The organism is Acinetobacter sp. AG1 (assembly GCF_001005525.1).
GTDB classification, from domain to species: Bacteria; Pseudomonadota; Gammaproteobacteria; order Pseudomonadales; family Moraxellaceae; genus Acinetobacter; species Acinetobacter modestus.
Map to the genome: position 1 here is coordinate 39,398 of NZ_LBMZ01000110.1, position 12,673 is coordinate 52,070.

18 protein-coding genes are annotated in these 12,673 nt (G+C 40.6%); all 18 read left to right on the forward strand.

The window, feature by feature from the left end:
* Positions 1-43 precede the first annotated feature (43 nt).
* The 18 genes from AAV96_RS09035 to AAV96_RS09120 all read left to right on the forward strand — a co-directional run bounded on the left by AAV96_RS09035 (position 44) and on the right by AAV96_RS09120 (position 12,662).
* Positions 44-688 (forward strand): putative metallopeptidase, encoded by a 645-nt coding sequence (locus tag AAV96_RS09035; protein ID WP_046739046.1) that lies wholly within the window; start codon positions 44-46, stop codon positions 686-688.
* Between the two features lie 48 nt (positions 689-736).
* Positions 737-1,219 (forward strand): DUF2280 domain-containing protein, encoded by a 483-nt coding sequence (locus AAV96_RS09040; RefSeq protein ID WP_046739089.1) that lies wholly within the window; start codon positions 737-739, stop codon positions 1,217-1,219.
* Positions 1,197-2,723, forward strand: coding sequence for a phage terminase large subunit (gene terL / locus AAV96_RS09045; RefSeq protein ID WP_046739047.1), 1,527 nt, complete (start codon positions 1,197-1,199; stop codon positions 2,721-2,723). The genes AAV96_RS09040 and terL overlap by 23 nt, the downstream gene beginning before the upstream one ends.
* 10 nt (positions 2,724-2,733) lie before the next feature.
* Positions 2,734-4,035 (forward strand): DUF1073 domain-containing protein, encoded by a 1,302-nt coding sequence (locus AAV96_RS09050; RefSeq protein ID WP_046739048.1) that lies wholly within the window; start codon positions 2,734-2,736, stop codon positions 4,033-4,035.
* Complete coding sequence (locus AAV96_RS09055) at positions 4,013-5,485, forward strand: phage minor head protein (RefSeq protein ID WP_046739049.1); 1,473 nt, start codon at positions 4,013-4,015, stop codon at positions 5,483-5,485. Before AAV96_RS09050 ends, AAV96_RS09055 begins: the two co-directional genes overlap by 23 nt.
* Positions 5,482-5,724, forward strand: a complete 243-nt coding sequence (locus AAV96_RS09060) for a hypothetical protein (RefSeq protein ID WP_046739050.1) — start codon at positions 5,482-5,484, stop codon at positions 5,722-5,724. Before AAV96_RS09055 ends, AAV96_RS09060 begins: the two co-directional genes overlap by 4 nt.
* Positions 5,725-5,787: 63 nt before the next feature.
* Positions 5,788-7,008: a DUF2213 domain-containing protein gene (locus AAV96_RS09065; RefSeq protein WP_046739051.1), complete on the forward strand. Its 1,221-nt coding sequence runs from the start codon at positions 5,788-5,790 to the stop codon at positions 7,006-7,008.
* An 11-nt stretch (positions 7,009-7,019) separates the two neighbouring features.
* Positions 7,020-7,487 (forward strand): hypothetical protein, encoded by a 468-nt coding sequence (locus tag AAV96_RS09070; RefSeq protein WP_046739052.1) that lies wholly within the window; start codon positions 7,020-7,022, stop codon positions 7,485-7,487.
* Between the two features lie 3 nt (positions 7,488-7,490).
* Positions 7,491-8,486, forward strand: coding sequence for a major capsid family protein (locus AAV96_RS09075; protein WP_005217366.1), 996 nt, complete (start codon positions 7,491-7,493; stop codon positions 8,484-8,486).
* A 70-nt stretch (positions 8,487-8,556) separates the two neighbouring features.
* On the forward strand, positions 8,557-8,898 hold the full coding sequence (locus AAV96_RS09080) for a hypothetical protein (protein ID WP_046739053.1): 342 nt from the start codon (positions 8,557-8,559) through the stop codon (positions 8,896-8,898).
* A gap of 11 nt (positions 8,899-8,909) precedes the next feature.
* On the forward strand, positions 8,910-9,380 hold the full coding sequence (locus tag AAV96_RS09085; protein WP_227505835.1) for a hypothetical protein: 471 nt from the start codon (positions 8,910-8,912) through the stop codon (positions 9,378-9,380).
* The gene (locus AAV96_RS09090; RefSeq protein ID WP_046739054.1) at positions 9,381-9,767 is read left to right on the forward strand and encodes a DUF1320 domain-containing protein; all 387 of its coding nucleotides are present in this window, start codon (positions 9,381-9,383) and stop codon (positions 9,765-9,767) included.
* Positions 9,768-9,769: 2 nt separating this feature from the next.
* The gene (locus AAV96_RS09095) at positions 9,770-10,213 is read left to right on the forward strand and encodes a hypothetical protein (protein ID WP_046739055.1); all 444 of its coding nucleotides are present in this window, start codon (positions 9,770-9,772) and stop codon (positions 10,211-10,213) included.
* 7 nt (positions 10,214-10,220) lie between these two features.
* Positions 10,221-10,430, forward strand: coding sequence for a hypothetical protein (locus AAV96_RS09100; protein ID WP_046739056.1), 210 nt, complete (start codon positions 10,221-10,223; stop codon positions 10,428-10,430).
* On the forward strand, positions 10,417-11,160 hold the full coding sequence (locus tag AAV96_RS09105; protein WP_046739057.1) for a hypothetical protein: 744 nt from the start codon (positions 10,417-10,419) through the stop codon (positions 11,158-11,160). Before AAV96_RS09100 ends, AAV96_RS09105 begins: the two co-directional genes overlap by 14 nt.
* 66 nt (positions 11,161-11,226) lie before the next feature.
* Entirely contained in the window at positions 11,227-11,781 is a 555-nt protein-coding gene (locus AAV96_RS09110; RefSeq protein WP_046739058.1) for a hypothetical protein, read from the forward strand.
* A gap of 73 nt (positions 11,782-11,854) precedes the next feature.
* A complete protein-coding gene (locus AAV96_RS09115) occupies positions 11,855-12,136 on the forward strand; it encodes a hypothetical protein (RefSeq protein ID WP_046739059.1) in 282 nt (93 codons plus the stop codon).
* 10 nt (positions 12,137-12,146) lie between these two features.
* Positions 12,147-12,662, forward strand: a complete 516-nt coding sequence (locus tag AAV96_RS09120; RefSeq protein WP_046739060.1) for a hypothetical protein — start codon at positions 12,147-12,149, stop codon at positions 12,660-12,662.
* The last annotated feature ends 11 nt before the right edge of the window (positions 12,663-12,673 follow it).

Sequence of the window (12,673 nt, forward strand, 5' to 3'; positions counted from 1 at the left end):
ATTATATAGCCCGCTAATGCGGGTTTTTTAATGGGTGAAATTTATGAACGAAGTCGGATTTGTAATTCAGCAACGCCCATATCCACCAGAATGGATTTTTTCCTTAGATACACCAAACTTTGCGCCAGCACCTGATTTATGGCGATGGATAAAGTCTATTTTTCTTAATCCTGAACATAAGCTATATAACCCTGATCATGCGCATTTAGGAGCCTTCTATTATCCTCAAATCGCCGTAATGTGGGCAAAAGGTGGATTTCAGAAACAAGGTCGCTTTGTCGTTGGCCAAGCTGAAAAGATCATGATCAATGCTGGGGGGTGGAAAAAGGAACGGCAGGAAGAACAGTTTTATCAATGGTTCAATGATTTGCCTGAGTACTTAATCACAATTGATGCAACTTATGCGCAGCAAGCTAATGATGTTGACTTCTGTGCTTTGATCGAACATGAGCTTTATCATATTGCCCACAAGAAAGATAAATATGGGGTTCCATCCTATAACCGTGAGACTGGTAAACCTAATTTAGAAATAAAAGGCCATGATGTGGAAGAGTTCACGGGTGTAGTTCGCCGTTATGGAGCAAATCAGGAAGTTCAAGAAATGGTTAATGCTGCAAATCAAAGACCTACGGTAGCAAAAGCTGATGTTTATCATGCTTGCGGAACTTGTTATTTAAGAGTGGTTTAGAAATTTTTTTGCCATTCTTCTTAGATGTACTTAGATGGAATGGTGGAAATGGCACGTATTACCAAAAAGGTGAAACTGTTCATCGTTAGGATGCTTGCTGAGTTTGAAACACCAACCCAAACATCCCGTTCAGTTAAAGAAGTTTTTAGTATTGATGTGACCCCACAACAATGTGAGGCCTACGATCCAACAAAAAGAATTGGTCAAGACTTAAGTCAGGAATTACGAGATAAATTCTTTGAGTATCGCCGTATAGCAAACCAAGAACTTGAAGCTATTCCAATTGCCAACATGCGCTATCGACTTCAGCTTCTACAGGGTTTAGTTGATAAATATCCAGACAATCCAGTTTTGATTCCGAAATGGGCGGAGCAAGCTGCAAAAGAGATGGGCGGGCAATATACAAATACAAGTAAAACGCAATTAACAGGTGCAGATGGCCAACCTTTAAACCCTGAGCATGTTACCCATGTTGTAGCAACGTCTGAACAGATAAGGCAGGCAATGGATGAACTCGAAAGTAAATACTAGCTTTCTTGATATGCAATTAGAAAAAGAACGCTGTGAAAAAGAACATTTATTCTTTACACGGCGTTTTTTCTTACCGCGCATGGGCTTTAAGTTTTCAGTCAATTGGCATCATGAATATATTGCATGGGCAATTGATGAGGTTATTGCAGGACGAATTAAAAATCTTGTTATTAATGTCCCACCTGGTTCAGGTAAGACGGAATTACTAACAAACTTAATCGCGAGAGGAATGGCACGCGCTGCCCGTTCACGTTTTCTGTATTTATCATTTTCCCAGTCATTGGTTGAAGATGTTGCCGCCACAGCACGAAATATTGTGAAATCCGAAGATTTCCAACAACTGTGGCCAGTAAAGATTTCAAAAAGCACCGATTCAAAATCCAACTGGAAAACTACAGTTGATGGATTTGATGCTGGGCATGTTTATGCTGCTTCAATGGGTGGGCAAGTCACTGGCCGTCGTGCAGGTACATTGGCAAATGAGGGCTTTACAGGCGCTATCATTCTGGATGATCCATTAAAACCTGAGGATGCTTTTAGTAAATCGGCACGTAAGAAAGCCAATCGTAAGATTCTGAACACGGTCAACTCACGTAAAGCCAAGTCAGACACACCAATTATTTTGATCATGCAACGTTTGCACGTTGAAGATCCAACCAATTTCGTAATGACTGGAAATGTGCCAGGTAAGTGGGAGCAGATCTGCATACCAGCTTTGATTGATGATGATTATATCAACCAATTACCAGAGCATATAAAAGCCAAGGTTCCGCGAGATGTTGAACGCGACCCATACGGTCGTCAAAGTTATTGGCCGCTTAAAGAGTCACTTGAATCTTTATTGCAACTGGAAAAAGGTGGTGAAGATAAAGACGGCGCGGCTGTCTCACGTTATACGTTTGCAAGTCAGTACATGCAGAACCCTAAAAAGTTAGGCGGTGATTTAGTTAAGTCTGAGTGGTTCGGGCGTTACTTAGAGTTGCCACTACTTAAATGGCGAGCAATCTTTGCCGATACGGCGCAAAAGATTAAAGAGCATAACGATTTCTCAGTTTTCTTATGTGCTGGTCTAGGGTACGACAACAAGCTTTATATCGTCGATGTACATCGTGGTAAGTGGGAAGCACCAGAGCTAATAAAAGAGGGTAAGAAATTCATCAATAAACATAAAGCGGGTGATACCAAAATCGGGAATCTACGCTATATGGCTGTTGAGGATAAAGCCAGCGGAACAACGCTTATTCAAACTATTTCAAGAGAAACAACTATCCCAATTCGAGCGATCCAACGAGATACAGACAAACTCGTTAGGACTATGGATGTTGTTTTTTATGTCGAAGATGGTTTGGTGATGTTACCCGCTAAAGCGCCGTGGTTATTAAATTACATCGAAGAAATCGAGGGGCTAACTGCGGATATGACACATGACCACGATGACCAGTGGGACCCAACAATTGATGCGATCGAAAATATGGTTGTGAATCCTTACGACCTTTTAGATTAAGGAGAATATCTTGGAAGAGCGCAATCAAACACAAGCGCCAGTCATTGTGAATGATGGTGCTTATGTCAACTTTGTATCTAATCTCAATACAAGCCGTGATAAGTCATCACATGGCCATTTTGCAAAAGAAACTAATCTTACTGATTATGATTTCGAAGCGGTATATCAAGACTGGCTTGCTAAGAAAATTGTCAATCGTCCCGTATTGGATATGCTTCGAGCTGGGTGGTACTTCATTGGATTAGAGGATGGTCAAATAATCAAGATCAGTGATGAAATTAAGCGTTTACGTTTAGTCGAGCGTTTGGCCAAGCTTCTTATTTGGTCTCGTTTGTATGGTCGAGCGTATTTGGTATTTGGATTAGCAGATGGTCTGTCATTGGATCAGCCTTTTGAGATTGAAAAGTTACGACAAGGTGGGCTTCAATTTTTCACAGTTCTAAAGAAATCCAAAGTACAGCCTTTAAATCAGGAATATGTACCTTTAGAGCTGAGCGCAGGTGAACCAGAACAACCAATGTATTACCAAATTAGTAATGGCAATGGTACTCAAAGCAAAATACATCATTCTCGAATCATGTGTGTGAAACACGGCGATGAGGGCGAATCTCTTTTGCTGGCAATCTACTACACATTGCGTAACTACATTGCAACCAATGCAGGCGCAGCGAGTTTAGTACACGAAGCAAAAGTGGATGTGATTCGTATGCCAAATTTAATGATGAATATCGTTAATCGCGCTAAAGAGACAATGGAGCGATTTGGTGCAGCAGCTTTGCTTAAAAGTATTAATGGCATGTTAGTCATTGATAAGGATGAAGAGTATGAGTCTAAGTCTTATACATTTGGTGGCTTACCAGATTTGATGAGAGAGTTTGGCCAACAAACGGCTGGTGCTGCTGACATGCCCTATACATTGCTATTCGGTCAAACCACATCTGGCTTAAACAATAGCGGTGAATTCGATTTGCGAAGTTACTACGATCGAGTCAACACAGAACAAAACTGGACCTTGCGACCCATACTAGAACGGATATTTCCCATGATCTTTAAAAGCCTGCTTGGAGCAATACCAGCAGGCTTTAATTTTGTGTTTTATCCGCTCTGGCAGCTCGATGTAAAAACCCGATCTGAAGTAGAGAAGAACAACACTGAGCGTGACATCAAATATTTAGAGAAAGGGATTATCACTGAGGCAATGATTGCAAAGCAGCTTCAGCAAGATGGTACTTACGACTTTTTAGATGATGCTCATATCCAAGCGCTAGAAGATTTGGCGGGGCAAATAGATGACAATTCTCAGCAACCTTAAGCCGCTAATTCAGCAAGCCCATAAATCAAAGTTAGGACGTAAAGCAAAACCGCAACCTATATTCATTTCTAAGAAAACTGAGGTTGAATATTACAAAGCCCTATTGTCGATAAGTCATTTATGTCAAAAGGGTGTTAAGGATGATATTGAGCCGATGTTGGCTTTCAATATGGGTGATTCAATTGAGATCCATATCGGAGATGGCATATTTTCCAGTGTTAAAAACGCACTGGGAAATCTAAAACAGAAGATCACGAATAGTATTGATCTGATAGCAGCTCAATTGGCTACGCAAATCGTTCTGAAGCAGAAGAAAGCAAGCGATAAGCAAATTGTAGAAATGCTGCAAAAGTCGACAGGTTTGGATTTTACTGGCTTGATGCGAGATGAGGATCTACAAGATGCAGTTGATAGTGCTATTGCTGCAAACGTATCACTGATCCAGTCCATACCTAAGCAATACTTAGATAAAGTTGAAGCCGCCGTACTTGATGGGATACAGACGGGTAAGCGTTCCGATGAGATTAAAAAATCAATTTTGGATATTGGCCATTCCACTGATTCACGCGCTAAGTTAATTGCGGTTGATCAACTTGGAAAAATCAACGGGCGGCTCGCTCAGATCCGTCAGCAAAAGTTAGGTATTACTCATTACACATGGTCAACTAGTCATGATGAACGTGTAAGACATTCGCACCGTTTGCGCGATGGTTTGATATTCGCATGGAATGACCCACCACCAGACGGGCATCCGGGTATTCCGATTCGATGTCGATGTGTACCAATACCTTACACGGCGCATTTATTTGATAAGGATGCAAAGACACCAGAGCAGGCAATGGCAGTTCGAAAAGGGATAAAAACCTTAATTGAGCAGCAAAATGATGATTTGTTAGGTTGGCTGAACAAGAACCAGATTAGCAAAATTGCAAATAGCCTGATGAGCGATAAGAATATTCAAGCCTTAGCTGAAGAATATAATCTTACGTTGCCTGAACAGGTAGCATTGCGACATTACACGGGCAATGGTTACGGCAATTTGAATAGTATGTTGAATGGCTTAATTAATGAGGGCGATCCGCTTTATTCTGAGCTAGTTGCAGCTTCAAAGGTGCTGAGTAGTGCTTTAGATCGATTGCCAAATCACATAGGTGCAGTAGTTCGCCGTACCCGATTGCCAGCGGAGCTTTTAGCTAAACACGAAATTGGTGATACGGTTGAATACAATGCTTTTACAAGCGCGACTTATGGCGATGGTGATGTGTTCGATTTTTATCCGCATCGACTTGTGATACACTCAAAGACAGCAAAGAATGTAAACTTCATAAGTGAATATAAAGATCAAGAGTATGAAGTTATATTCAATCGACCTAAGCGTTTTCGTGTCAAAGATCGCAGAGAGTTCCCTAACGGTGTAGTTGAAATTGAACTATGGGAGATAGATGAATGACAAAATCGATTCCTGGTATTTTAACCTTACCATTAGAAAAGCAGCGTAAAATTGCAAAAGAAGATGGATATGGTGACGATCTGGAAGCATGGCAATCTGAAATGCAAAAAAGCCATGATGAAGCTCAAGCGCATATTGCGAGTCTAAAAACAGTGAGTTATGACAGCCTAACCCCCGAACAAAAACTTACTCAAGATCGATGGCAACGAAAAGTTGATTCTGGAAATCCAGTACAATAAATAACAACGAGCAACTAAACCCACTCATCCGAAGTGGGTTTTTTATTGCCTATAGGAAAGCCAATGAAACGCTATTTACTTCACTTAAAGTTAGGTGACTTTGCACCTGCTCAATCTACAAGAACCCTCACACCAGAGGGTTTTTTATTGTGCAGAGATGCTCGACTCGGCAAAGCGCCACAGGTTCGCCAATACTATGCGGCGGAATTTAATGGCATTGAGGGGTATACGCCTGATCAAGTCATTAATGTCTTTAGTTCAGCCGATGAGCTATTTCGACCTGAAACAATCCAGAGCTATCAGGGTGTAGATGTCACAGACAATCATCCACCGGGTAATGCTGTAAATGCCGCCACATGGAAAACTCATTCAATCGGCACATTATCGAATGTTCGCCGTGATGGGGATTATCTAATTGGTGATTTGCTGATTAAAGACAGTGATGTGATTCAGCAGATCCAAAGCCAAGAACGCTTGGAGTTGTCTTTAGGTTATGGCGCTGAACTTCATTTCATCACTGGTACTGCACCAGACGGAACGCCTTACCAAGCTGAGTTTAAAAACTTCTACGGCGATCATGTTGCCCTTGTCAAATATGGCCGTTGCGGAGGCGATTGCCGCATTGGCGATCAAAACCCAAAACAACCAAATCCAACGGAGAAAACAATGCAAATCATTGTAAATGGCATCCCTTTTGATGTTGCCGATAATGCGGCTTTAACAGCAGCACTAAAAAAAGATCAGGACTTATTAGCATCATTGCAACAAACGGTTAATTCAAAACTCAAAATTGGAGATCAAGAGTTTTCAATTTCAGAGTTGGCCGCCGTTCAAGCTGTGATCGATAAAGTTGTTGCAGATGCAAAAACCAATGCTGAAAAAGTGACGACGCTTGAAGCCAATCAAGTCACTCCAGAAAAGTTAGAAGCATTGGCCAATGAGCGTGCAACTGTAATTTCAGATGCAAAAAAACTCAATGCAAATGTCAAAACTGATGGGTGTTCTTGTGAGCAAATTAAGCGTGAGGCTATTACTGCCAAAGCTGGCGATGCAATCGTTGGCGCTATCTTGGGACAAGTTACGGTTGTCGACGCTAAGCCTGAGCAAGTCGACATGGTGTTTCGTGCGCTTGTTGCAACCAGTGGCACTCAAACCCCGTCAAACCCAATTAATAGTTTCTTTACGGGTGATAGCCAAAATACCCCAGCAGCAGGAGGGAATGGTTCGACACCTGCACAAGAACAGGGCTATGACAAAACAACAGCTTGGAAAAAAGATATTTAAGGAGCTAATAAATGCAGCTTAATTCAAAAGTGGCGGTAGTCGGGCAACGCCTTAAAAGTACGCCTGAAGATGTGCGCTCTATGCCAATGGCAGGCACAGGCACATTAAATGATGGTCAAGTCGCTTGTGATGCAGGTGACGGCGTTCGTTGTTCTATCGTAGGTGGTGGATTACGTCCCATCGGTATCGTTGTACATCAACACATCGGCAAGAACGGTACTGATTCAAATGGCAAAGAAGCATATCAGCAGTACGATGTGCCGCCGATCATGCGAGTCGGTCGAATCTGGGTAAAACCCGCCGTTCCAATTACGGCTACAGGTGGCAAGGTTTACGTTCGCACAGCGAATGCAACTACAAACAACCCATTGGGTTCATATCAAACAAGTGCAACAGATGGCACTGAATTAGTCGGTGCTACTTGGGATTGCATTTCCAATGCTGATGGCATGGCTATTGTTCAATTACGCGGGGCTTAATACATGAATCGTGAACAACTTATTAATCGAAAGCTCGCCCTGTTTGGTGGTGTAGCGCCAATTATGCAAGCTCAGGCGGGTGATGCATTTAATCTTAAAAACTTGGTGACATTGCTTGTTCAGTTAGAAACAAGTAATGAAATGACACCACAAATGACTGAAGCAACTGAATACGCTTCATACATTCCAGTGAAATCAAATTTCCCCGCAACTGTTGGTACCAAGCATACATTACAACGTAAAAACGGCGTAGGTGAAGGTCAGGACCATAGCGGGACAGGCGTTGATATTCCATTAGCTGAAGTATTCTACGACAACGTGGATCTAGGCGTTCGATCAGGTTCAATTGGCTATCAGTATTCGATTCTTGAATTGGCCACAGCATCTCAAGCGGGTATCACCCTTGAAGCTGATAAGATCCAAGCTGCACGTTTGGGCTTTGAAAAGCATATGTCTCGTATTGCTTGGGTGGGTGATCTTAATCTAGGTTTGCGTGGCTTATTTAACCAAACTGGGGTTAATGTTCAGACTGCATTAAAGGCATGGGAAACTGCAACACCAGATGAAATCCTTGCAGATATTAATGACATCTTATCTGATGCGATTGAAGCAAGTGAATTCAATCCCGCAATTACTCCAGATACGATGATCTTACCAACAAGCTTAATGCGCATTCTGACTCAACGACGTATCGCTGATAATTTAGAGACCACCATTTTTGAATGGGTGTCTAAGAATAATTTGCTTGCGCTTGAAGGGAAAAAACTCACTATCCGTGCAACAAGTCGCACAGAGTCGATGGGGGTTGGTGGTATTCGCCGTATTACTGTTTATCGTCGCGATCCAGCATGTATCGAAATGCGTATTCCAAAAGAGTTGGAATTCTTAGCACCTCAGGCTGATGGGCTTGACCTATTCACACCGGGTTATTACTTGTATCAAGGGGTATGGCTCAAACGTGTAGATAGCCTGCGCTATATGGACGTTCCTAAAACTTAATTAACCAATTTATAAATCATGACTAAATAGCCGCAATTAAGCGGCTTTAGTCATTTTTGGAGCAATGAAAATGCCGAAATATACATATCAGGGTGAAATGGGTCGCGTTTCTGCACGTACTGCAGCTGGTCCTGTTGTACTACCGAAAGGCGTAGAAGTAGAAATTACAGATGATCAGCATGAAGCTTTAGCCAATCATCCTTTATTCACAGCTTTAGAAAAATCAGGTGAATTGATCATATCTGAAGTTAAGAAAGCCAAGCCAAGCAGCAAAGCTGATACAGCAGCAGCCAAGGCAAAACGTGAAGCTGAATTGGTGGAAGTAAAAGCCAAATTAACTGAGCTAAATGTCGAATTTAGTGATGATGAGTCACTTGAAGATCTGCAAGCAAAGTTGGTGGCCGCTAAGTAATAAGAGGCTAGATGGCCATGTTCAAAGTAAAAGCTGAAATGTCAGAAAATCCAAGTTGGATTTTAAAACAGTTCCAAAAGCAGGCGAACAAGTTTCTAGGCAAGGTTGAGATCGGCGCTTTTGGGATGCACAGCGGTAAACGTTCAATCACGATGCCAGATCTAGCAGCAATTCATGAATATGGTGCACCTAGCCGCAAAATTCCAGAGCGGTCGTTTCTTCGTGCATCAATCACACTAAACCAAGGCAAATACGGCAAATATTTGTTGGGAGAGGTAAAGGACTTACTTTTACTTAGAACCACTCCTACAAAGATTAAGCAGGTTTTGGGGATGCAAGCTGCGGCAGATGTGCAGATGTACATGGTGAATGGCAAATTTACGCCGTTGAAAGCCAAAACAATCAAGCGTAAAGGTAGCAGCAAGCCATTAATTGACACTGGCCAATTGAGACAATCAATAACATATAGAGTGGTGGATTAAATGTCTTATCTAACACGGGACGAGCTTATCGGTCGTTTTGGTGAAACTGAAATCGTCCGACTTGAACGTAATATTGCCAAAACAGAGGGAGCAAATCCAACAACATCCGTACAAGCCATTTCGGATGCCATAGAAATGGTGAATGGTTATATAGCTGTTCAATATCCCTTACCGTTACCTGTAACAACTGAGCCAGTTAAGCGTGCCGTTGCTGTAGTCGCAAGATATTACTTGTATAAGGATAAGCCTACGGACATTGTGCGGCTTGACTACGAAGATGTGTTGAGTTGGCTTAAAAACATTGCAACTGGCAAAGCTGTTTTGAATTTTCCTGTGCAGGATGATCAACCTACACACCTGTTTGGTACTGGAATATTTGTGGTGTAACTATGACAGTAATTAAAGACTATTTTGCAGTTGAGCCAATTCTAGTTGAGAAAATTCAAACAGCAATGACTGAATTGGTTGAGGTCAACACTCCATTTACCATAGAGGCAATGCTCGAAGCCTCAAACAATGCGCCGTCAGTAAGTGTGATTTATTTCGATGACCGAATTGGTGATAGCGCGAGTAATGGAAGTTCGGCAACAGTATTTCAGCAATGGTTAGTCGTGTTGTGTATTCGAGATGCGGGCGCTCAATTGCAAAATACAAACTCACTGCGTAAAGAAGCAGATCCATTCATTCGAAATCTACTGGACACATTGCAGGGCTTCAATCCTCAAGTAGCAGGTTATCGAATGTTTAAACGGGCAAATTCACCAGTGCGAATTGGAAGCTCACCGGGATTTGCATATTTTCCACTGATGTTTGAAATTCAAATATTTACATGAGGTATTTATGGATAAGCAATACAAAGCTTTGAAGCCAATCGGGCGATGGGCAAAAGGTGAAATTATTGGATCTTTGCCAGCTGAGCAAATTATTCAGTTAGAACGAGACGGAATTATCGAAGTCTTAGAAGAAAATGCTCATGTTGAGCAAACGCCTAAGGTTGAGGTAAAGCAATCAAACAAAAAACAGGTAGGAGAAAATAATGTCGAAGCCTGATTTACTTTCGCTGCAGGGCGAGCTGTGTTTAGCAAAAATTGTGAACGGCGTTGCGGGTGCACTACTACCCGTCGGGAATATGCCAACGCTAAAACTAAAAATTTCATCTGATAAAGTAGATCACTACGACAGTCGTTATGGTCAACGTGCTAAAGATGCAACGCTTTACAAGCAAACGGGTGTTGATGTTGATGGAGAGCTCGATACAGTTAATAAAACTAGTTTAGCGCTTGTGATGAGTGGTAATAGTATTAGCATTGCATCGGAAACCATCACTGATCGCTCACTTGGCACTGTTACGGTTGGAAGCATTATCGACTTAGGTTTGCGCAATCTAACGGGTGTAACGTTCAAAGATGGATCTAATGCCGATATTGATTCAAGCAAATATATTCTTGATGCGGTGTATGGAACGGTAGAATTTGTTCAATCTGTTACTGGCGCGGTGAAGTGGTCAGGAACTGCTGCTGCCAAGACACGAACCACTATCGCAAATAACACTGGGTCTGAATATAAAGTCTTGTTCAAAGGTATAGATACGATTTCAGGGGATAAAGTCGTGGTTGAGTTGCACCGCTTAACGCTATCACCAGAGACTGAATTCGATCTTATCAATGAAGATTTTAATAAGTTTTCTATTACTGGCAGTTGCATGGCTGACAATAGCAAAGCCAACGATGCTGAATTAAGTGTCTTTGGTCACATCGAACGTTTTTCAGTAACAGCTTAATAATACTTACAGGCACAGGGGCGCATTAGCGTCTTTTTTCGTGCCTGTAATTTTAGGATTCTTTCTATGAATGACTTTTTTCTTTTAAACAATAAATCATTGCCTTATAAATTTATTGATCAGAATATTGAGATTAAGCAGATCCAAGTCAAGAACTTAAGTCGCTTTGCTCAATTTGCAGATCCGATTAAAAAGCTAGAAAGTTATTCAGTAGAAACAATCACGCCGTTAATTGAAACCAATATTATTCAAATCATGGGTGTATTTTCGTTAGCAACCACACTGGATGCTAATTATTTTGCAGACCGTTTAGAGAACACGGAAGCTATTGCAGATCTGGTTTTAAATATCATTCAAGTGAATGAGGATTTCTTTAAGAAAGAACCTACGGGCGAAAACAGTAAAGATTCCAGTTGGTTTAATGCGATTTCTTATCTTATTAAGCATGGCCATAGAGAAGAAGAGGTTTTGAATATGTCCTATGGCGCATTTTTGAAATACATTGAAGCGGCTCAAAGAAATGAGCGACAAAATATTAAAAATACTGCAGTAGCTGTAAGAATGGCTATGAATACAAGCAAGCAAGACTGGGATAAGAGCATTAAGCAATTAGAAAAATGATGGAAAATCTTTTAATGACTTCATTTAGACCATTTGCTAAATTAATTGGAATTAAAAACAACTGGTTTAATAAATGAAATACTTATTATTGGGAATTTTTTCAATTTTAATTTCTGCAAATGTCTTCGCTCGCGATACAAATTCAATGCGTACAACCACTGAAGCTATTTTCATCGGTGATACTGAGGAAATGTTAATTAGCAAAATGGGAAAAGCAAAGCCGAGATATTTTGTTTATGAAGATGGCAATTTTGTTTGTGCAACGACAGAGTATAAGTACGATATTGATATGCAAGAGTACAAAGTATATTTGTGTAGAGGCAAAATTTTTAAAATTGATGTGAAGAATAAGTGAGATAAGAAAAATGAAAAAATTAATAGTCGCATTTGTTGTTTTTTCTTTATTAGTAATGGGTTATATGTATAAATCCAATAAAGATAAGGAGTCTGAAAAACAAAAAATTAAAAATATTGAGTTAATTAAATCTAAAACTCAAAGATTAAAAGATGAAGAAATTGAAAAGCTCGCAGTTTCAAGTAAATTAAGCCCTTCCGATCAGAAGTTTTATAGGGAAATTGGCGGGAAATGGTCTGATGCTTTATCTTTGGCAGGTTCAACACCAAGAATTGGTTTGGCAACTCCAATACAAAATCTACAAGCTATTAAAAGAGAATTGGAAAGCAAACAAACTAATACTGATTGTGAACAATTTTTGAAAACAAATTTGTTATATTCATATGAATATATAATAAAAAGTTTTCTTGGTTTTATGCAGGATAATGAATCGTCTTCTAAAGAATATATGAATGAAGGAATGACCTATATGGATAATTCTATTTTTTTAATTGATTACTGCAAGGCAGATAAAGCAACTAAATAATATACAAGTTA